The 19216-nt window shown below is 65.5% G+C and carries 25 protein-coding genes; 12 read left to right on the forward strand and 13 right to left on the reverse strand.

The window, feature by feature from the left end; translation table 11 throughout:
* Positions 1-5 precede the first annotated feature (5 nt).
* Positions 6-1277 carry an AmpG family muropeptide MFS transporter gene (locus KBY99_RS06960; protein WP_254998211.1) on the reverse strand — a complete coding sequence of 424 codons (1272 nt, stop codon included), beginning with the start codon at positions 1275-1277 and terminating at the stop codon, positions 6-8.
* 67 nt (positions 1278-1344) lie between these two features.
* Between KBY99_RS06960 and KBY99_RS06965 the strand changes: the two genes are divergently transcribed.
* The 5 genes from KBY99_RS06965 to KBY99_RS06985 all read left to right on the forward strand — a co-directional run bounded on the left by KBY99_RS06965 (position 1345) and on the right by KBY99_RS06985 (position 3404).
* Positions 1345-1470 carry a hypothetical protein gene (locus tag KBY99_RS06965; protein WP_254931229.1) on the forward strand — a complete coding sequence of 42 codons (126 nt, stop codon included), beginning with the start codon at positions 1345-1347 and terminating at the stop codon, positions 1468-1470.
* Positions 1471-1566: 96 nt separating this feature from the next.
* Entirely contained in the window at positions 1567-2322 is a 756-nt protein-coding gene (locus KBY99_RS06970; RefSeq protein ID WP_254941030.1) for a HEAT repeat domain-containing protein, read from the forward strand.
* Between the two features lie 49 nt (positions 2323-2371).
* Positions 2372-2575, forward strand: coding sequence for a DUF2997 domain-containing protein (locus tag KBY99_RS06975; RefSeq protein WP_254998214.1), 204 nt, complete (start codon positions 2372-2374; stop codon positions 2573-2575).
* Between the two features lie 23 nt (positions 2576-2598).
* On the forward strand, positions 2599-2988 hold the full coding sequence (locus tag KBY99_RS06980) for a DUF1257 domain-containing protein (protein ID WP_254998216.1): 390 nt from the start codon (positions 2599-2601) through the stop codon (positions 2986-2988).
* A gap of 20 nt (positions 2989-3008) precedes the next feature.
* Positions 3009-3404 carry a ferredoxin gene (locus tag KBY99_RS06985; protein WP_254998218.1) on the forward strand — a complete coding sequence of 132 codons (396 nt, stop codon included), beginning with the start codon at positions 3009-3011 and terminating at the stop codon, positions 3402-3404.
* On the opposite strand, the gene rsmG is transcribed toward KBY99_RS06985, so the two are convergent.
* The gene (gene rsmG / locus KBY99_RS06990) at positions 3370-4119 is read right to left on the reverse strand and encodes a 16S rRNA (guanine(527)-N(7))-methyltransferase RsmG (protein ID WP_254998220.1); all 750 of its coding nucleotides are present in this window, start codon (positions 4117-4119) and stop codon (positions 3370-3372) included. The two genes, KBY99_RS06985 and rsmG, sit on opposite strands and share 35 nt — an antisense overlap.
* 68 nt (positions 4120-4187) lie before the next feature.
* Between rsmG and KBY99_RS06995 the strand changes: the two genes are divergently transcribed.
* Together KBY99_RS06995 and KBY99_RS07000 are read left to right on the forward strand one after the other, a co-directional pair.
* The gene (locus KBY99_RS06995) at positions 4188-4649 is read left to right on the forward strand and encodes a J domain-containing protein (RefSeq protein WP_254998223.1); all 462 of its coding nucleotides are present in this window, start codon (positions 4188-4190) and stop codon (positions 4647-4649) included.
* Positions 4646-4912: a DUF3143 domain-containing protein gene (locus KBY99_RS07000; RefSeq protein ID WP_106502354.1), complete on the forward strand. Its 267-nt coding sequence runs from the start codon at positions 4646-4648 to the stop codon at positions 4910-4912. Before KBY99_RS06995 ends, KBY99_RS07000 begins: the two co-directional genes overlap by 4 nt.
* Here the strand turns inward: KBY99_RS07000 and KBY99_RS07005 are convergent.
* From KBY99_RS07005 to KBY99_RS07025, 5 genes are all read right to left on the reverse strand, one after another.
* Positions 4909-5064 carry a hypothetical protein gene (locus KBY99_RS07005; RefSeq protein WP_254998224.1) on the reverse strand — a complete coding sequence of 52 codons (156 nt, stop codon included), beginning with the start codon at positions 5062-5064 and terminating at the stop codon, positions 4909-4911. The two genes, KBY99_RS07000 and KBY99_RS07005, sit on opposite strands and share 4 nt — an antisense overlap.
* Positions 5061-5735 carry a dethiobiotin synthase gene (gene bioD / locus KBY99_RS07010; protein WP_254998225.1) on the reverse strand — a complete coding sequence of 225 codons (675 nt, stop codon included), beginning with the start codon at positions 5733-5735 and terminating at the stop codon, positions 5061-5063. Before bioD ends, KBY99_RS07005 begins: the two co-directional genes overlap by 4 nt.
* A complete protein-coding gene (locus tag KBY99_RS07015; protein WP_254998226.1) occupies positions 5732-6469 on the reverse strand; it encodes a methyltransferase domain-containing protein in 738 nt (245 codons plus the stop codon). Before KBY99_RS07015 ends, bioD begins: the two co-directional genes overlap by 4 nt.
* An 83-nt stretch (positions 6470-6552) precedes the next feature.
* Positions 6553-7236, reverse strand: a complete 684-nt coding sequence (locus KBY99_RS07020; RefSeq protein WP_254998228.1) for an alpha/beta fold hydrolase — start codon at positions 7234-7236, stop codon at positions 6553-6555.
* Complete coding sequence (locus KBY99_RS07025) at positions 7227-8384, reverse strand: aminotransferase class I/II-fold pyridoxal phosphate-dependent enzyme (protein ID WP_409996546.1); 1158 nt, start codon at positions 8382-8384, stop codon at positions 7227-7229. The genes KBY99_RS07020 and KBY99_RS07025 overlap by 10 nt, the downstream gene beginning before the upstream one ends.
* Positions 8385-8575: 191 nt before the next feature.
* Between KBY99_RS07025 and KBY99_RS07030 the strand changes: the two genes are divergently transcribed.
* Genes KBY99_RS07030 through KBY99_RS07040 form a run of 3 tightly spaced genes read left to right on the forward strand, consistent with a single transcriptional unit; the run spans position 8576 to position 12227 of the window.
* Complete coding sequence (locus KBY99_RS07030) at positions 8576-11332, forward strand: DEAD/DEAH box helicase (protein ID WP_254998230.1); 2757 nt, start codon at positions 8576-8578, stop codon at positions 11330-11332.
* Positions 11333-11354: 22 nt separating this feature from the next.
* Entirely contained in the window at positions 11355-11795 is a 441-nt protein-coding gene (locus KBY99_RS07035; RefSeq protein WP_254941032.1) for a 23S rRNA (pseudouridine(1915)-N(3))-methyltransferase RlmH, read from the forward strand.
* A 27-nt stretch (positions 11796-11822) separates the two neighbouring features.
* Positions 11823-12227: an OsmC family protein gene (locus KBY99_RS07040; protein WP_254998231.1), complete on the forward strand. Its 405-nt coding sequence runs from the start codon at positions 11823-11825 to the stop codon at positions 12225-12227.
* A gap of 13 nt (positions 12228-12240) precedes the next feature.
* Here KBY99_RS07040 and purB read toward each other — a convergent pair whose 3' ends face one another.
* Entirely contained in the window at positions 12241-13536 is a 1296-nt protein-coding gene (purB, locus tag KBY99_RS07045; RefSeq protein ID WP_254998232.1) for an adenylosuccinate lyase, read from the reverse strand.
* A gap of 44 nt (positions 13537-13580) precedes the next feature.
* The gene (locus KBY99_RS07050; RefSeq protein ID WP_254959861.1) at positions 13581-13793 is read right to left on the reverse strand and encodes a hypothetical protein; all 213 of its coding nucleotides are present in this window, start codon (positions 13791-13793) and stop codon (positions 13581-13583) included.
* A gap of 113 nt (positions 13794-13906) precedes the next feature.
* On the opposite strand from KBY99_RS07050, the gene KBY99_RS07055 reads away from it, so the two are divergent.
* Positions 13907-14860 carry a TlyA family RNA methyltransferase gene (locus tag KBY99_RS07055; protein WP_254998234.1) on the forward strand — a complete coding sequence of 318 codons (954 nt, stop codon included), beginning with the start codon at positions 13907-13909 and terminating at the stop codon, positions 14858-14860.
* A 22-nt stretch (positions 14861-14882) separates the two neighbouring features.
* Here the strand turns inward: KBY99_RS07055 and KBY99_RS07060 are convergent, their stop codons facing one another.
* Positions 14883-15221 (reverse strand): P-II family nitrogen regulator, encoded by a 339-nt coding sequence (locus KBY99_RS07060; protein WP_106502346.1) that lies wholly within the window; start codon positions 15219-15221, stop codon positions 14883-14885.
* Between the two features lie 186 nt (positions 15222-15407).
* Between KBY99_RS07060 and queF the strand changes: the two genes are divergently transcribed.
* Positions 15408-15833: a preQ(1) synthase gene (queF, locus tag KBY99_RS07065; protein ID WP_254940965.1), complete on the forward strand. Its 426-nt coding sequence runs from the start codon at positions 15408-15410 to the stop codon at positions 15831-15833.
* Here queF and KBY99_RS07070 read toward each other — a convergent pair.
* Genes KBY99_RS07070 through KBY99_RS07080 form a run of 3 tightly spaced genes read right to left on the reverse strand, consistent with a single transcriptional unit; the run spans position 15830 to position 19014 of the window.
* Positions 15830-17128 (reverse strand): cytochrome c biogenesis protein ResB, encoded by a 1299-nt coding sequence (locus KBY99_RS07070; protein ID WP_254998410.1) that lies wholly within the window; start codon positions 17126-17128, stop codon positions 15830-15832. The genes queF and KBY99_RS07070 overlap by 4 nt on opposite strands.
* Positions 17125-17862 carry a cytochrome c biogenesis protein CcdA gene (locus tag KBY99_RS07075; RefSeq protein WP_254998235.1) on the reverse strand — a complete coding sequence of 246 codons (738 nt, stop codon included), beginning with the start codon at positions 17860-17862 and terminating at the stop codon, positions 17125-17127. The genes KBY99_RS07070 and KBY99_RS07075 overlap by 4 nt, the downstream gene beginning before the upstream one ends.
* A 9-nt stretch (positions 17863-17871) precedes the next feature.
* Positions 17872-19014, reverse strand: a complete 1143-nt coding sequence (locus KBY99_RS07080; protein WP_254998411.1) for an FtsW/RodA/SpoVE family cell cycle protein — start codon at positions 19012-19014, stop codon at positions 17872-17874.
* Between the last annotated feature and the right edge of the window lie 202 nt (positions 19015-19216).

Here is a 19216-nt window from a genome sequence, read left to right on the forward strand (position 1 = left end):
CTTGATCAGGTGGAGTCGCGGCTGGGATCGAAGGCGCCGCGTGCTTCCTGTTCCCCCCAGGGGGTGAGCTGCAGCATCAGCAGAAAAGCGGGTATGGCGGCAGCGGCCGTAGCCAGGAAAAACATGGGCCAGCCCACGTTGCCCGCCACCACGCCGGCCGGGGCCGACAGCAGCGAGCGGCTCAGTGCGTAGATGCCGGAAAGTAGGGCGTACTGGGTGGCCGAAAAGCGCGGGTTGCAGAGGCTCATCAGCAGCGCCACAAACACCGCGCCCACCATGCCTCCGCTCAGGTTCTCCAGGCTCACGGCGGCGATCAGCCCGCCGAAGCCCCAATTGAACTGGGCCAGGGCCCAATAGGTGAGGTTGCCGCAAACGCCGGCGATTGCGAACAGCCACAGGGAGCGGTTCATGCCGATCCGGGCAAACAGCACGCCGCCAATCACGGTGCCGGCCATGGTGGCGGCAATCGCCCAGCCCCCCTGCACCAAGCCGATCTGGGCATCGCTGAACCCCTGCAATTTCAGAAAGGGGATGGCCATGGCGTTCAGTAGGCCATCGGGCCAGCGGTAGAGCAGCACCAGCAGCAGCAATTGCCAGGCCCGGTTTGGTCCCGCCCGGAACAGGAACTCCCGCGTTGGACCAAGCACCGCCTGCCGCAGGCTCGTGACCGGGTGTTGCACCGGTTGCAGGGCCGGGGCCCAGATGGTGAAGGGCACTACGGCCGCCAGCAGAGCTGCGGCGGCAAGGAAGGCGGCAGGCCAGCCAAAGCGATCAGCCAGCAGGAAGCCACCGGCACCCACCGCGAGCATGGCGGCCCGGTAGCCGAGGGTGGCTCCGGCAGCACCTGGCCCCCGCTCCGCCTCGGGCAGGAGGTCGGTGCGATATGCGTCGACAGCGATGTCCTGGGTGGCACTGCAGACGGCCAGCACCAGGGCCGCGATGCCGATGGCGGTGAGGCTGGCTGGATTAGTGCTGGGTTGCAGCAGGGCCATCGCCGCAATCAGTGGCACCAGGATTAGCTGCATCAGCAGCAGCCAGCCGCGGCGGCGATCGGGCCAGGCGATCGGCCAGCGGTCTAAAAGTGGCGCCCAGAAAAGCTTGAGGGTGTAAGGCAGCTCAGCTAGCGGGATCAGGCCGATGAGGGCAAGAGGAACTCCGCTAGCGGTGAGCCAGCCCTGCAGCAACTTGCTGCCCACCATCAGCGGGGTGCCGCTGGCTACTCCCTCGGCGGTCACAGCTGTTAGACGCAGCCAGCGGCCGGAACTCTTATCTGCCATCACATAGGCGTTGTTCGGCGAACCCTAGGGGCGATGATGGAAGCCAGCACTCGCAAATGCCTCGGCTGTGCAATTTTTTCGCTCCACCCTGCTGCCGGCCGCGATTGTGGTGTTGTTTGGTCTGGCCCTGTTTGCCGTGAGCGCCCGCATCTGGTTGCCAGGTGACATGGCGGCCCCCGCCCCGATTGGCTGATTCAACGTTGTGAGCGTTTCTCCCCAGTCCGATCAGCCGTCCGGTGGGGAGAGTCCCTTCGGTGGCAGTCCCCAGGAGCTGTACCTCGACCCCGAGATGCTGGCTCAGGAGCTGGCAGAAGAGCTGCGCGGTGATCCGCTCGACGATCTTGATAGCAGTGATCCAACGGCCAGTGATGTGGCGGCCGAGTGCGATCTGGGCTTGGCGTTGTTGCGGGGCGATGCAGGGGCAGACAGTCACGGGCAGTGCATGCAGGGGTTGCGCATTTTTTGTGAACACCGTGATCCCCGGGCCCTGCCCCTGTTGCTGCCGCTGCTGACGGAGAGCTGCCCGATCCTGCGGATGAGCGCGGTCTACGCCTTGGGCCGCAACCCCAGCCCCCAGGCGGTTGAGCCCCTGCTGGGCCTGCTGGTCTCAGATGACAACGGCTACGTGCGCAAGGCCGTGGCCTGGAGCCTGGGCAACTACCCCGACGCTCCCATCCTTAATCCCCTAATCCGCTCCCTGCAGGTGGATATCTCCGCGGTGCGTCTCTGGGCTGCCAGCTCCCTGGCTGAGGCGGGCTGCACCGGGCCGGCAAAGGCCGATCCAGCTGCTGCCCAGCTGTTGCTCAGCATGCGCATCGACAGTGAGCCGGCGGTGCGCAGCAACAGCGCCTGGGCCCTCGGTCGCCTCTTCGGCGAGTTGGTGGAGCCCCGGCAGCAGCTGGTGGTTGAGTCCCTTTTGCACGCCATGCTCAACGATTTCGAATCGGGTGTGCGCGATGAGGCCCGGCTGGCCCTTGAGCAGCTCGAGCAGCCGGAGGTGTTGGAGCGTCTGCAGACCCTGGTGGAGGAGGGGTTGCTCAGCTGAACGGGAGCTGGATTTCCTGGTTAACATCTTCAGATCTTTCCAGCGTGGGATGGAACAGCTCACCATCCGTTATCGAATCCACCCCGATGGGCGCGTCGATGAGCTGGTGGAAGGGCTGAATGGCATGGCGTGCGAGCAGCTCACTGAGCGCATTGAGGCCAGGCTTGGAGTTGTGCAGCAGCGCCGGTCAACGGCTGAGGCATTTCTCTGCGAGCAACCGGCCCAGCAAAGCCAGGTCCAGTCCCTCTCCTGAACCGATTACCTCTTCCTAGATCGATGTCGCACTTCAGCACCATCAAGACCGAGCTCCGTGATCGCCAGTCCTTGCTCGAGGCTCTCGAGGATCTGGGCCATGGCCCAAGGCAGGGAAGTCTGATGGTGCGCGGTTATCGCGGCCAAACCGTGGAGGCCCAGCTGGCTGTGGCCCAGGCCAATGGCGCTGACATCGGTTTTCGCCTCAATCCCGAGACCGGTAGCTATGAGCTCGTGACCGACCTCGACCTCTGGAATCAGGCCGTGCCGGTGGAACGCTTCTTGGCCCAGCTCAATCAGCGATATGCCCTGCGCAGCATCCTGGCCGCCACGGCTGAGGAGGGTTTCCAGGTGAGCGAGCAAGCCCAGCAGCAAGACGGCTCCATTGAATTGGTGGTTACCCGTTGGGCCTAGATCCGGGAGCTCACCCCGGCATGGTTGATCCCTCCCTGGCATTCACCGCTACCGCCCTTTCCCCTGAGTCACGGCGTAGTGGTCACGAACCACTGCTGGGTGGAGCTTTGGGTCAGAAGGCCGTATGGGTTGACGAGGCTGTCTGCATTGGCTGCCGCTACTGCGCCCACGTGGCCGTCAACACCTTTGCGGTTGAGCCCGACTGGGGCCGCTCCCGGGCGATTCGCCAGGACGGCGACTCCACCGAGCTGATACAGGAGGCGATCGATACCTGTCCCGTTGATTGCATCCATTGGGTTGCTTATGAGCAGTTGCCCGAGTTGCAGCAGCAGCTAGACGGCCAGGAAATTCTTCCCCTTGGTGTGCCTTCGCCGGTGCGGCTCAAGCGCACGTTGCCGCGCCCAGGGGCTGCTTAGCCGGCAGCCCCACGGCCCTGGGATAGGTGCGCGGGCAGGGGGCCAGCGGTTTAACCACCAGGGCGTGGCGGCTACCCCGGCCACTAGGTAATTCCCTGGCCAGGCACTGGTCGATGCCAGCCTTCAGGGGGATCAGGGCGGCGTTGAGGTCCCGTTGGTCATCGGCTGACCACTGGCCGCGATAAAGCAGGGCTCGCCCCTGGGGTTGCAGCAGCGGTACCAGGTATTCGGCCACCACCGGCGCGCTGGCCACGGCCCGGGCCAGGGCCCAGTCGAACTGGCCCCGACAGGCCTGCTGCTGGCCGGTGCGCTCGATCCTCTCGCAGCGCAGCTGCACTCGCTCCCCAAGCCCTAGCGCTGCGGCCATGGCCTGCACCGCCTCCACCTTGCGCCCCACCGAATCCACCAGGGTCAACCGGGCCTGGGGAAAGGCGATCGCTAGCGCTAGGCCGGGGAAGCCACCGCCGGTGCCCACATCGATCAGCCGCAGCGGTGCCTGGGCTGCCCCCGATTGCAGCAGGGGCACCAGGGGCCAGAGGCTGTCAAACACCTGGGCTATCCAGAAGTCGTCGTCCTCCACCAGCCGGGTCAAGTTGAGCTTGCTATTCCATTGGCGCAGCTGCTCCTGCAGGTCGCCCAGCGACTGTTCTTGGGCTGGGCTGGGCTGCCAGCCGAGCTCCTGCCAGAGGGCATTGCCGGTGAGGGTGCGAGCCATCCAGCTTGGCGACGGGTTTCTGATCTCTAGGATCCCGCAGACCGGATCGTTTTCCCGGTGCCCTGCCATTGGCCAGCTCCCCACCCAGTTATTACACGTTGCTCCAGGTGCAGCAGAGCGCCTCGCCCCAGGAGCTACGCCAAGCGTTCCGGGGGCTGAGCAAGCGCTACCACCCCGATACAACCGTGCTGCCGCCTGGGGAGGCTGCATTGGCTTTCCAGCAGCTGCAGCAGGCCTATGGGGTGCTGAGCGACCCGGCCCTGCGCCAGCGCTACGACGACCAGCTGCGCCCGCCTTCAGTGCCCAGTAGCCCTGTTGCACCGCCCCCGATCATCATTACTCGGCCTGCTTCGGTGCGGCGTGATCTTTCTGGTGGCGAGTGGCTGGCGCTGCTGCTGCTGGGTTTTGCCCTGGTGTTGAGCTTGGTTCTGGGTGTGGGAGTCGCCTGGATGCGCGGCGCCCAATTGGTGCAATTGCCTAGCTGGTGGCCTGAGGGCTCACCCACCAACGTGACAGGGTTGGTTTCATGACCGAGATGCCCAGTTCCCAGACACCGCTGTACCACCACCCCCTGCCGGCTTTGGAGCACTGGCTGGAGCAGTTGGGTGCCAAGCGGCAGCGCGCCAATCCCTGCCTCTGGGACCTGCACCGCCCCGAATGGAGCGCCCAGATTGAGCTGGAGGTGGACGAGCTCAAAGTGAGCTGGCACAGCGACGGCCAGGTGTGCGTGCGTCACTTTCCCTATGGCTTGTCGCGGGCCGATGCCGAGGCGGTGATTCTGGCGGGGCCTTAACGGCAGATGCGGCTCTGGCGCTCCCCAGCGGTGGAGAGCGGCCCGCAGTTGACCCAGCGAACCAGGGAGGTTTCCACGTCGGTGAACAGCACCAACACCCCGCCGCAAAGCAGTACTAGGGCGCCACTTACCAACCAGTGCTGCTTGCTCATCTGTGGGGGTTGGGGGCTGCGCCCATGGCTATGGCTGCCGTCAGGGTACGGCCCAGGTCTTGCGCCTGCCATTGGGCAGCCAGCCCGGAGGCGGTGAGCGGTTCTAAAGGTGGCAGTTGGGCTAGCACCGGCGCTTGGGCCAAGGCGGCCAGGGTGGCGGGATTGTCGGGATGGAGCGGGCCATTAAGCACCAGTCCCAGCAGGGGAATGGAGCGCTGGCGCAGGGCCTCCACCGACAGCAGGGTGTGGTTGAGGGTGCCCAGGCCGCTGCGGGCCACCAGCAGCACCGGCAGCCCCCAGGTGGCTAGCTGATCGATTTGCAGCCAGTCGCGGCGCAGGGGCACCAGCAACCCACCGGCGGTCTCAACTACCAATGCTCCGGCCACTGCCGGCAGGGCCAGCCGGGCCGGGTCGATCGTGATGCCCTCTAGTTCGGCGGCCCAGTGGGGTGACACCGGCGTCTGCAGCCGGTAGGCCTCCGGTAGCAACCGCTCCGCTGGCAGCTGCAGCAGGGCCTGCAGGCGGCCCGAGTCGCCGCCGCCTTCCAGTCCGCTTTGTACCGGTTTCCAGTAGGTGGCCCCGAGCCCCTGGACCACAAGGGAGCTCACCACGGTTTTGCCCACGTCGGTGTCGGTGCCGCAGATCACCAGGGCGTTGCTGCAGCTGCTCATGGGCCGGGTCGCTGACCAACTAGCACTAATACTTCCCAGCTGACGCAGCCATCTGCTGGCCAGCAGTGCAGCAGCCGGCGCAACTGGGCCGCACTGAGGCGGTTGGCTCGGCTAGCGCTGGCCCCGAGGCCCTGTAGCTGCTGCAGAAAGCCGAGGCCGCTGCCGTAGGCGCGGCTGAAGCGCAGCCGGCGGCTGTAGTGAGCCATCAGGCCGCCCCTGCTGGCGGCGGCCAGCAGGGCTTCGGCGTCGGGCAGGCTCAGAGCTGTGCAGGGCACCCCTGCAGCCGCGGCGGCCTGGTGCCACTGGGGAAAACTGGCGCTTGTCGGCACTGCCAGGCCGAGCCAGCCCCCTGGCCGCAACTGCTCGCACCAGTGCTGTACTTGGGCTGGGGGATTCTCCAGCCACTGCACCGCGAAGCTGGAGGTGAGCAGGGAGGCCTGGCCCAGTTGCTCCGGCAGCCCCAAGTTGAGGTCCCAGCTGAGCTGGCCGCCGGCAGTGGTTTGGGGGTTATGGGCCAGCAGTTCGGGGCAGATATCAAGCTGCAGGAAGGCTTCCTGGCATCCCTGAGCCCGCAGCGCCTGGCCCACCAGCCCTGAGCCGGCGCCCAGATCGGCCCGGGGGCCGGCGGCAAGGGGAAGGGGCGCGCACAGGTGGGCCAGGCGCCAGGCCACCCCCTGCTGCAGGCGGGCATGGCGGGCATATCCGGCGGCGTGGCGGCCGAAGCGGCTGCTCACTCGCGAGCTGAATACTGAGTCTTGTAAAAGCGTGTCATTTAAAAGTGTGTCACTTAAAAACGTGTCGCGTACTGGATTTGCGTTCATGCCAGGCCCTCGATCCAGCCACACACGGTGGGCACGAGGGCCGGGCTGAGCAGGCAATGCCCCACGCCCGCCAGCACCAGGTTGTCGGCGGCAGGTAGGAGGTTGCGCAGCTGGTGGCGGGATTGCGGACTCACGATCTGATCCTCGCCGCCCTCCACTATCAGCACCCGAGCCTGGAGCGGGAAGCCAGGCGGTAGCCCCGCCGTGGCCGCCAACAGGTTTAGATCTTCCGCCAGCCGCTGGCGGCCGGAGGCAGCAATAGGGGCGGCGGCGATGCCAGGGGGCAACAGGCTGGGGGGCTGGGGGGCTGCGGCGCGTTCCATGAAGGTTTGCAGCATGGTGCTGGCTTCGGGGCCGGCCAGCTGGCTTGCCATGGCCGCCACGGCGCTGCGCAGCCGGCGGCCGCTGGCCCCCCCTGGCAGGAATGCTCCGAAGCTGGCGAGCAGCACCACCGCATCGGCCTGGGCCAGCACGGAGGCGGGCAGCAGATGGGGGCCCAGCGAGTGGGCGATCACCAGCTTCAGCCCCTGGCCGCTCTGCCAGGCCACCGGCTTGGGAGCTTGCCTGCCGTAGCCCCGTTCGCCGCACTGCCACGTCCAGCCGCGGGCGCTCCAGGCGCTGTGGAATGGTTCCCATCCCTGGGCATCGCCGGCCCATCCGTGCATGGCGATCAGCTGCATGCAGGACTCCCCAGAGCTGTGAGCAATCGCTCCAATGTGCCCGCCGGTAGGTCGTGGCGCAGCACCAGCCGCAGTCGCGCCGTGCCTTCAGGCACGGTGGGGGGGCGGATGGCGACGCTCAATAGGCCGGCTGCTTCTAAGCGTTGTTGCAGCTCGAGAGCCCGGTGATCGTCGCCCACCAGCAGCGGCAGGATCGGCCCGGTGCCTGGCGGCCGCGGCCAGCCGGCCGCTTCCAGACAGGCGCGCCAACGGGCGGCTCGCTGCAGCAGGGCCTCGCTGCGGGGTTCGGCCTGAATCAGGGCCAGGGCGGCCAGGGCGCCGGCGGCCAATGGTGGGGCTAGGGCCGTGGTGTAGCGGAAGGCGCCGCTGGATTGCAGCAGCCATTCCCCCACCAGGGCATCGCCGGCCAGAAAGGCCCCGCCGCCACCAAAAGCCTTGCCGAAGGTGCCGCTGATCAGGGCGATTTCGGGCTGGTTGTGGCCCAACCCCCGTCCGCCGGGGCCGAGCACTCCCAGGGCATGGGCCTCATCGAGCAGCAGGGCGGCGCCGTGTTCGGCGCAGAGGGCCGTCAGGACCGCCACATCCACACTGGTGCCCTGCATCGAGAAGAGGCTCTCGCTCAGTACCAGCAGCCGCTGTCCGGGAGCGCGCCGGCGGGCTGCTTGCAGCTGGGAGTCGAGCTGGGCCAGGTCGTTGTGGGCGAAGCGCTGCAGCCGGGCACCGCTGGCGCGCACCCCGGTGAGCAGGGAGTGGTGGATCAGTCGGTCGGCCAGCACCAGGCTGTGGCGATCAGCTAGGGCCCCTACCGCCGCCAGGTTTGCCTGAAAGCCGCTGGGAAATAGCAGCACCTGCTCGCGCCCCAGCCAGGCCGCCAGCGCTGCCTCCAGCTCGCCATGCACCGGCCGACTGCCACTCACCAGCCGCGAGGCTCCGGCCCCTAGTCCCTGGCTGGCCGCGGCGGCCTGGGCGGCTGACACCACCTCGGGGTGACGGCTCAGACCTAGGTAGTCGTTGCTGGCTAGATCCAGCAGGGGGGCACTCCTGCTACGGGGAGTTGCCAGATCAAGGGTGGCGGCGGTTGCGGCGGGGGCAAAGCTGCGCAGGCCGCGGCGGCGCTGGGGGGGAATGGCTGCAAGTTGACGCCGCAATTCATCCCGCCAGCTGGCGGCTCTTTCCCCTGAGGGGGGAGAGGTGGTGCCGGGTTGTGTCAACGACCGGACAGTGCTGCGCAAACGCTAAATCCGAGCTTGTGCCACGGCCTGTTGCTACTAGAGCTGGCCTGAGGCGGAACAGGCTCCTCCCTCATAGGATGGCTTCATGATCCAGCTCAAATAGCAGCGTGCCTGAAACGGCGCCCAATGGGCTGGATCCTGCAGCAATTTTCCCCTTCCCGCTCGACGACTTCCAGCTCGAGGCGATCGACGCGCTCAACCAGGGCCACTCGGTAGTGGTGAGCGCCCCCACGGGCTCCGGTAAGACCCTGGTGGGTGAGTACGCCATCTACCGCGCTCTGGCCCATGGCCAGAAAGTTTTTTACACCACGCCGCTGAAGGCCCTCTCTAATCAGAAACTGCGCGATTTCCGGGAGCAGTTTGGTGCCGACAAGGTGGGGCTGCTAACCGGTGATATGAGCCTCAACCGGGAGGCCCAGGTGGTGGTGATGACCACCGAGATCTTCCGCAACATGCTCTACGCGGAAGCCGATGCGGGAGATGACCCGCTGGAGGGCGTGGAGGCGGTGGTGCTCGATGAGTGCCACTACATGAACGATTCCCAGCGCGGCACCGTCTGGGAGGAGTCGATCATTCACTGCCCGCCGCCGATTCAGTTGGTGGCCCTTTCGGCAACGGTGGCCAATGCCGGTCAGCTCACCGACTGGATAGAGAGAGTGCATGGGCCCACCCAGCTGGTGCTCAGTGACCACCGGCCGGTGCCGCTGGCCTTCAGCTTTTGCAGTGCCAAGGGACTGCACCCCCTGCTCAACGACGAGGGCACCGGGCTCCATCCCAACTGCAAGGTGTGGCGCGCCCCCAAGGGCAGCCAGCGCAAGGGTCCGAAAACTCCGAAACCACCCCAGCCCGAGGCTCCGCCCCTGGGTTTTGTGGTGGCCCAGATGGCGGAGCGCGACATGCTGCCGGCCATCTACTTCATCTTCAGTCGCCGCGGTTGCGATAAGGGCGTCAAGGAGCTGGGCAAGGCCGCCCTGGTGACGCCTGCTGAACAGGCGCGCATCAAGGCCCGCCTGGATCTGTTTATGGCAACGACCCCCGAGGCGGTGCGGGAAGGCGGCCACGCTGAGGCCCTGCTGCGGGGCATTGCCGCCCACCATGCCGGTGTGCTGCCGGCCTGGAAGGAGTTGATCGAGGAGCTATTCCAGCAGGGGCTGATCAAGGTGGTGTTTGCCACCGAAACCCTGGCGGCAGGCATCAACATGCCGGCGCGCACCACGGTGATTTCGGCGCTGAGCAAGCGCACCGAGCGAGGCCACCGCCCTTTGATGGGCAGTGAGTTTTTGCAGATGGCGGGCAGGGCCGGCCGGCGCGGCCTTGATACCCAGGGCTACGTGGTGACTGTGCAGAGCCGCTTTGAAGGCGTGCGGGAGGCGGGCCAGCTCGCTACTGCGCCGGCAGATCCGCTGGTCAGTCAGTTCATGCCCAGCTACGGCATGGTGCTCAACCTGTTGCAGCGCTACGACCTGGCTAAGGCCAAGGAGCTGGTTGAACGCAGTTTCGGCCGCTACCTGGCCACCCTCGATCTAGTCGAGGACGAGGCCCGCATCGGCCAGTTGATGCAGCAGCTCGAAGGCCTGGAGGATGGCTCCGGCGAGGTGCCCTGGGACGACTTCGAGGACTACGAAAAGCAGCGAGCTCACCTGCGCGAAGAGAGGCGCATCCTGCGGATCCTCCAGCAGCAGGCCGAGGAAACCGTCGCCCATGAGCTCACCTTGGCGCTGCAATTCGCCAGTGAGGGCACTTTGGTGAGTCTCAAGGCGCCCCAGCTACGCGGCCGGGTAACGCCGGCGGTGATTGTGGAGAAGGTGAAGGGGCCGGGGCAGTTTCCTTTGCTCAAGTGCCTCACCGACGAGAACCTTTGGCTGTTGCTGCCCTGCCACGGGGTGGTGAGTCTCCATGCCGAGCTCAGTTGCCTCCAGGTGAGCCAGGTGGATCCCCCCGAGTTGCGCCAGCTTGGCGAGTTGCGCCACGGCGATCAGGCCAGCGGCGGCTTGGCCCTTGCCGTTGCCCACATGGCCAGTCGCCACGACATGGCCACGCCCCAGTACGACCTGGCCGGTGAGGTGCAGGACCAGGCCCAGCAGGTGCATCAGCTGGAGGAAAGCCTGGAGCTGCATCCGGCCCACCGCTGGGGCGACCGCCGCCAGCTCAAGAAGCATCGCCGCCGCATGGAGGAGTTGCAGCTGGAGATCGAGGAGCGCCAGAAGCTGCTGCACTTCCGCTCTAATCGCCACTGGGACACCTTCCTGGCCTTGATTGAGGTGTTGCGCTTTTTCGGTGCTCTGGCGGGGGCTGATGGCCTGGAGCCCACCGAGGTGGGCCGCACCGTGGCTGCCCTGCGTGGCGACAACGAGCTTTGGCTGGGACTGTCGCTGATGAGCGGCCACCTCGATGAGCTCGATCCGCCCCAGCTGGCGGCGGTGTTTGAAGCAATCTCCACCGAAGTCAACCGGCCCGATCTGTGGTGCGGCTACCCGCCGCCACCGGCCGCCGAGGAGGCCCTGCATGATCTGCGCGGCCTGCGCCGCGAGCTGGAGCGTCAGCAGGAGCACGCCAAGGTCAACTTCCCGCTTTGGTGGGAGCCCGAGTTGATGGGCCTGGTGCACGCCTGGGCTAAAGGTGCCAGCTGGAGCGACATGATTGCCAATACCTCCCTCGACGAGGGTGATGTGGTGCGGATCCTGCGCCGCACCGTGGATTTGCTGGCCCAGGTGCCCTACTGCGAGGCGATCAGCGAGCAGCTGCGCAGCAAGGCCCGCGCTGCCCTCAAATCGATCAATCGCTTCCCGGTTTGCGAGATCGAGGATTTGGTGGCTAGTGGCAACGGTCAGTTGGATCCGGCGATCGAGCGCCCCCAGCCTTGAGGTTGGTGGGCCGTAACCCGTGATCAATCCCGCCCGCATACGCATCATTGCCGTCGGCAAGGTGCGCAAGGGCTGGGTGAGCGAAGGGGTAGAGATTTATCGCAAGCGGCTCCCGGGCCTGGAGATCGTGGAGCTGAGGGACGGTGGCATGGCCCGCGAGGCGGAGGCCATATCGGCTGAGCTGCGCGGCGGCGAGCAGTTGGTGGCCCTGTGCGAGGAGGGCCAGGGCTACGACTCGTTGGCCTTCGCCAAGGCGCTTGAAGGTTCTGGCTCGGAGCGGCTGGCGTTTGTGATCGGTGGGGCCGATGGTCTCGACCCGGCGCTTAAGGGGCGGGCCCACTGGCGCCTGAGCCTCTCACCGATGACCTTCCCCCATGAGCTGGCGCGGCTGCTGCTGTTGGAGCAGCTTTACCGGGCCAGCTCGATTCAGCAGGGCGGGCCGTATCACCGCGCCGGCGCTTGAGTGGGGTGCTGCTTACGCCGCCAAGCGATGACCACCACGATCGACAGCCGCTACGAGGGAGCCCTGCGCTGCCACTCCAGCCACGGTCCTTCGGGCTGCGAGCTCGAGACCGATGCACCCACCGACAACCAGGGCAAGGGGGAGCGTTTCTCGCCCACCGATCTGGTGGCCACGGCCCTGAGCACCTGCATCCTCACGATCCTGGGAATCGTTGCCGAGCGCCATGGCTGGCCGCTGCAGGGGGCCAGCGCTCGGATTGAAAAAACCATGACCCCCGAGGCGCCACGGCGCATTGCCCTGCTGGAGGTGTGGATCAGCTTGCCGGCGGGTCTCAGCGAGCAGCAGCGGGCCGTGCTTCACCGGGCCGGAGAGACCTGCCCGGTGAAGCTGAGCCTGGAGGGGGCTGTGCAGATGCGACTGCACTGGGCCTGAACTGCCTGCGAGCTCAAATCCCCAGTCGCTGCCAGATCACGCCCAGGTTGGCCTGATGCAGATCGGTGCTGAAACACTCAGCCAGCTGCTCAGCACTGAGCTTGCTGGTCACCTCTGCATCGGCTTCAAGGTTGGCGCGGAAGTTGCCGCCATCTTTGTTCCAGGCGCTGTGGGCGTTGCGCTGCACAATCCGGTAAGCGTCTTCGCGGTTGATGCCGGCTTCCACCAGGGCCAGCAGCACCCGCTGGCTAAACACCACGCCGCCGTAAACGTTCATATTGCGGGCCATGTTGTCTGGGTAGACCCCTAGGCCCTTCACTACCTCGGTCATCTCCCGCAGCATGAAGTGCAGGGTGGCGGAGCAGTCGGGCAGCATCATCCGCTCCACCGAGCTGTGGCTGATGTCGCGCTCGTGCCAGAGGGCGCAGTTTTCCAGGGCCGCCACCACATAGCTGCGCAGCACCCGGGCCAGGCCACTGATCCGCTCGCTGCGGATCGGGTTGCGCTTGTGGGGCATGGCCGAGCTGCCCTTCTGCCCCTTGGCGAAATTTTCCTCCACCTCGAGCACGTCGGTGCGCTGCAGGTTGCGGATCTCGGTGGAGAAACGCTCAAGAGCCGCGCCCACCAGGGCCAGGGTCTGCACGTATTCGGCGTGGCGATCGCGGGCGATCACCTGGGTGCTGGCCGTATCTGGCTCCAGGCCAAGCTTGGCGCAGGCGATCGCCTCCACTTGGGGGGCGGTGTTGGCGTAGGTGCCCATGGCGCCGCTGATCTGGCCCACGCTCACCACCCGCTCGAGCCGCTCGAGGCGCTCGCGGTTGCGTTCCACTTCCGCCAGCCAGCCGGCCACCTTGAAGCCGAAGCTGATCGGCTCGCCGTGGATGGCATGGCTGCGGCCGATCATCACCGTGCCCTTGTGCTCGCGGGCTAGCGCCCTGAGGGCATCGGCGAGTGCGTCGAGCTCGGCTCGCAGCAGACCCACCGAGCCTTTCATCTGCAGGGCCAGGCCTGTGTCGAGCACATCTGAACTGGTCATGCCCACGTGGATGTAGCGGCCCGCATCCCCCACGTGCTCGTTCACATTGGTGAGGAAGGCGATCACGTCGTGGCGAACCTCGGCCTCGATCTCGAGGATCCGCTCTACCGAAAATCTGGCCCTCGCCTTAATCGTCGCAACCGCCTCAGCGGGCACTCGCCCTAACTCACAATTGGCCTCGGTGGCAGCGATCTCCACATCGAGCCAACTTTGGAACTTCGCCTGCTCGCTCCACAGGGCGCCCATCTCGGGCAGGGTGTAACGCTCGATCAAGGCCGCGCCTGGCTCACTGCCAGACCAATGTATGGGTGCGCCCCTTAGGCAGCGGTAGTCAGGCGTTGGTGCTCCACCTCCCAGTGCACCTGATGGCCCCAGGCCTGCTGCCGCACCCAGCAGCGGCCGCCGCGGCACTGGATCAGCTGGAAGGGGGGCAGGTCGGAGGGTTGATTGCGCAGTTTGACGAAGCTGCCGGGATAGAGCAGTTCCAGCACATTGGCTGCAGCATTCGCGGTCCGGATTGAGGTGGCCATCGGTGCCAGATCAACTTATGGGCGCCATCCTCTGCCGGGTTTTGGTGCGGAGGCAGAGATGCTTGGAATCTGTTCCGTTTGCGTTGTGGTTTGATCACAAAAGGTGGAGCGCCATGGCTCGCAAGCAACGACTGGATTTGGAGCTCGTGGCCCGCGGCCTGGCGGCTAGTCGTCAGCAGGCCCAGCTGTTGATTAGGGCCGGGCGGGTGCGCCACGGCGACAAAGTGCTCGATAAACCAGGCACCGAGGTGTTGCCTGAGGCCGAGCTGCTGGTACAGCAACTTCCTCGCTATGTATCAAGGGGTGGCGAAAAGCTGGTGCGGGCCCTTGAGGCCTTCCCCATCGCCGTGCAGGGGCGCGTTTGCCTTGATGGCGGCATCTCCACTGGCGGCTTCAGCGATTGTCTGCTTCAGCACGGGGCCTGCCGCATTTACGGAATTGATGTGGGCTACGGCCAGACGGCCTGGAGCCTGCGCAGTGATCCGCGGGTAGTGCTCAAGGAGCGCACCAACCTGCGTCACCTCACCCCGGATGCTCTTTACGGCCCCGAAGACCCCTGGCCCGATCTAGCGGTGGCCGATGTGTCGTTTATTGCCCTGGCCTTGGTGCTGCCTGCCCTGCTGGCGCTGCTGCAACCCCAAGCACCCGTGGATCTGCTGTTGCTGGTTAAACCCCAGTTTGAGGTGGGCAAGGGCCGGGTGGGCAAGGGCGGGGTGGTGCGTGATCCGGTTGCCCATTGCGATGCCATCGAAGGGGTTATCTCCGCGGCCTCTGGCCTGGGCTTGGTTGCTTGCGGCCTGGTGGCATCACCGATCACCGGGCCTGCCGGCAACCACGAATACCTGCTCTGGCTGCGGCGCTCCGATTGCGATGGGCAGGTCGGAATGGGTGATGTTGCCGGGGATGTTGCTGGGGATGTTGCAGAGGATGTTTTTGAGCCTGTTGAACAGCTTGTTGAACCAGCCCAAAGCGACCCGAAATTCAGCTCTGCGCCAATCCGCTCTGCGCCAATCAGCCCAGAGCAAATAAAAACCCTGGTAGCCAGCACACTGACTCCCAGGGAATAAAAATCAAAAGGGGTGCTGGCGCTCAGATGGCGCCGCTGTCCCGATCACCGGTGCGGATTCGAACCACCGAATCAATCGTGCTCACGAAGATCTTGCCGTCGCCGATTTCGCCGGTGCGGGCCGCGTCTTGAACGGCGCTCACCACGGTATCGACCTTGTCGTCATCGACAACGATCTCAAGTTTCAGCTTCTGGAGGAATTCGACGGTGAATTCAGAGCCGCGATAGCGCTCCACCTGGCCCTTTTGACGGCCAAAACCCCGCACTTCGCTCACGGTCATGCCCACGATCCCCGCATTGACCAGGGCGACCTTGACGTCCTCGAGCTTGAAGGGACGAATGATGGCCTCAATTTTTTTCATAGGAGCAGCTCGGGCTAGGTAGGAAGTCTCTCAGGAAATCCCTGCCGATGGTAGGGAGTAAAGCCATTACGCCCGAGCTTTGCGGGGGTCGTCGTAGCGATTGCTACCGGCTCGGGCAGCCGTTGGCTGCGGCCACTTTCCTTAAGATCACCTAGTGGCACTGGCCCTTTCCCTTTCCTTGCTCCGATGTCTTCCAGCCCCGCTTCTGCCAGCGCGTCCTCCCTCACCCAGACGCCCATGTATGGCGAGCGCGCCATCGCTGAAGCGGAGCTGATCTGTTTTGACAATCCCAGGCCTGGCCGTGCCTACGAGATTTCGATCGAGCTACCGGAGTTCACCTGTAAGTGCCCATTTTCCGGCTACCCCGATTTTGCGGTGTTGCGCCTGATTTACCAGCCCGGCCCCCGGGTGGTGGAGCTCAAGGCGATCAAGCTCTACGTGAATAGCTACCGCGACCGCTCCATTTCCCATGAAGAGGTGACCAATCGCATCTTGGATGATCTGGTTGCCGCCACCGATCCCCAGTGGATGCAGCTGGAGGCTGATTTTCACCCCCGCGGCAACGTTCACACCGTGGTGCGCGTCAGCCACGGCACGCGGCTGGCTTGTTAGAGCTGGGCGAGCATCTGGGGTAGCTCGGCAGCGAAGCCGGTGAGATTGCGGTTGCAGAGGCCCGCAACGTGCAGCTGACCCGCTTGGCCGTCCGGCTGCTCAGCGATGGCCCAAAGCTGACGCGTAGCAAGCAAGCTGAGACCACCGCCGGCTAGGGCGATTGCAAATCCTGCATAAACCAGTGGAACCCCCGGATCACGCTTCAGCAGGATGCCACTGGCGGGGAGCACGCTTTCAACCCGTATCGGTAGCCCTTTCACTTCCACAGCTGCGCCGCCTGGGGCTAGGCGGGCTAAGGAGATTCCGTCGGCGCCGTAGATCTCCACAGGGCCTTGTTCGCTGCCCAAGCTGAGCAGCACCGGCTCGCTGCCATCGGGACGGGTGGGCAGCACGATTCCCCAAATCTGTTCGCCTAGCTGAGGAAAGCTCTGCAACGGCAGCTCCAGTAGGGGGCTTTTACCGAGTTGCAGGCTGATGGTGGCCAGGGCCCAGTCGGCTTGATAAAGGGTGACTCCCTGGAAGCGCAGCGGATGGTTAACGCTGATCTCAGCCTGCTTCAGCAGGCTGCCGCCGCTGCCATCGCCCTCCAAGATGCGCAACTGGGAGGTGAATTGCTCAGGTCGTCCGGCGGGATCGCGCTGGATTGAAAAGTGGTCGAGGGCGAGGGTGAGTTGGCTGCTGCCCCGGCTGTCCATCAGCTCCAGGCTGCGGCCGGGGGCGAGGTATTGCTCAGCCCTTTGCCCACCAAGTGCCCCCCAGGCTGCTCCGAGCATCAGCACCACCATTCCGGCGTGCACCAGCAGGGGCCCGACTCGGCCTAGCAGCCCCTTGCGGGCGGCTAGGCGGTCGTCGTGGCGCTGAATTTGCCAGCCCTGGCTCTGCAGAAGTGCGGCCAGCTGATCGAGGCTCGCCTTGGGGGTGTTGGTGCTGAGGGTTTCGGCCACGCTCAGCTTGCTGAGCTGGCGGGGGGTGCTGTAGTCGATCCAGCGCAGGGCGGCCTGCAGGGCGGGCCACTGGCGGCGCCAGCTGCATAGCAGCAGGGCTAGGGCCAGCCAGGCCAGCAGCCCCAGGAACCAGCCGCTGGAATACACATGGTCGAGCTGCAGCGCCAGCACCCCATCACCGTTCAGCAGTCCAAGCCAGGGCTGGGGGTCGTAGAGCCGGTGGTAAAGGTCGGCTGGTTCCCGCTGGGGGATGGCCGTGCCGACGCCACTGGTGACGGCAATCACCAGCAGAAGCACGATCGCTACCCGCAGATCGGAAATCCAGCCCACCACCCGCAGCAAGGCTTTCATCGCCAGTTGGCCACCAGGGTGAGGGCGCCGGTGGTCACCAGCACCACGCCGCTGATCGGGGGAACCCATTGGCCCAGCCGCCTCAGGCTCAGCAAGCCCGGCAGGCTGGCTGCTGCTGTACCTGCCAGCAGCAGCGGCACCACCTGACCGGCTCCGAAGCTGGTGAGCAGCAACATGCCGACCATTGGTTTGCCGTTCTGGGCCATCCAGGCCAGCAGCACAGCCAGCACTGGCGTTGTGCATGGGGTTGCGGCCAATCCAAAAGCCAACCCTGCTGCCAAAGGAGCTAGGGGGGCTGGCACCCGGCGACGCCAGACTTCAGGATCGGGTCCGGCGGGCAGGGGCAGCTTCAGCAGGCCCAGCAGGTTTAGGCCCATCAGCAGGGCAAGCACAGCCACCACCGTGGGAATCAGCCCGGGGATTTGGCCGTAGATCCGGCCCAGTAGGCCGCTAACCAGGCCCAGCAGCACCAGGGAGGCCACGATGCCGGCCGCAAAGCTGAGGCTGCGCTGCCAGGGAGCCTGGCTGGGCTTAACGCCGGGCGTGCCGCCAAAACCAGCCAGATAGGCAAGGGTGACCGGCAAAAGCGACAGGGAGCAGGGCCCCAGGCTCGTGAGCAGGCCGCCAGCAAAGACAACCCCAACGGTGGTGGGGGTGGGGCTGGCCAGGGAGTGCTGCAGCAGCGTCTCGCTGCTGCGGGCCCAATCGGCCAGTTGGGGCCCAAAACTGATCATCCAATCAGCCTATCGGGCAGCTGCGGTGCGCCGGCGCCTGGGGGTAGGGGCAAGGCCGCCTGCCTCCAGCGAGCAGCGGATCAGCAGGCCGCAAATAAGCAGGCTGGCCATCAAGGAGTTGCCGCCATAGCTGATTAGTGGCAGTGGCAGGCCGGTGGTGGGCATGGCACCGCTGGCTACGGCGATGTTGAGGATGGATTGGCCCACCAGCAAGGTTGTGCAGCCGATGGCGATCAGGCGCTGCTGGTTGCTGCGGCAGCTGAGGGCAACCCTCAGGCCCACAAAGCCAAACAACAGCAAAAACAGCAGCAGCACCAGCGAGCCCACGAAGCCAAATTCCTCTGCAAACACCGCAAAAATAAAATCGGTGCTCTGGATCGGCAGGTATTGCAGCTTCTGGGTTGAAAGGCCAAACCCCTCGCCTAGGAAGCCTCCTGAGCCGATTGCCATCAAGCTCTGCACCAGTTGGTAGCCGTCCCCCTGGGCGTCCCGCCAGGGATCCAGGAAGGACACCACCCGCAAACGCTGGTATTCGTTGATCATGATGCTGGCGCTGCCAAGCAGCCCTCCCGCTCCTGCTGCACCTAGCAGCATGGGCAGGGAAAGGCCCCCGGCCAGAGCCATCAGCCAGAGCAGCAGCCCGGATAGGGCGGCGGTGCTGAGGTTTGGTTGCTTGAGGATCAGCAGGATCAGGGCCCCAAATGCCCCTAGCCAGAGCAGTTTCTGGTCGTTGCCGATGCGCTTCCAGTGGGCAAAAAGGGCAGCGCCCTGCAACACCACAAAAGGCTTGACCAATTCCGATGGCTGCAGCTGTACCGGTCCAAGCACCAGCCAGCGACTGGCGCCGTTGACAGTGCTGCCCATCACCAGGGTGGCTGCGACCAGAATGATCCCAACCCACAACCCAAGCGGAGCTAGGTGCAACCAGCGCCGCAGGCTGGTGCGCATGCCAAACCAGAGCAGCCCCCAGCTGGCAGCCATCCAAACCAGCTGGCGTTTGAGATAAAAGGCGCCGTCACCCATCTCCCGTTCAGCTACCCACCAACTGGCGGAGGTGAGCACCAGTAGTCCGATCACGCTCCAGACCGCCACCATGCCCAGAAGCAATCTGGCCTCTGCAGGCCACTGGGACCAGGGCAACGGCAGCAGCACCCCAGCCTTCGGAGGACCGCCGACAGCGTCGCGGTGGGGGGTGTGAGTTGCGGTGGGGGCCAAGGCTGGAATTGGGGAGTGGCAGAGGTAGGGCCATCTTCAACCCATTGAGCCGTGCCCGGGGGGGTGTTGTCGACCCCTGGCAGCCAGAGTAAAACAACAAAAAAGCCCGGCATCTGCCGAGCTTGGGAAGAAACGAAGG

The organism is Cyanobium sp. Maggiore-St4-Cus (assembly GCF_024345615.1).
GTDB classification, from domain to species: domain Bacteria; phylum Cyanobacteriota; class Cyanobacteriia; order PCC-6307; family Cyanobiaceae; genus Cyanobium_A; species Cyanobium_A usitatum.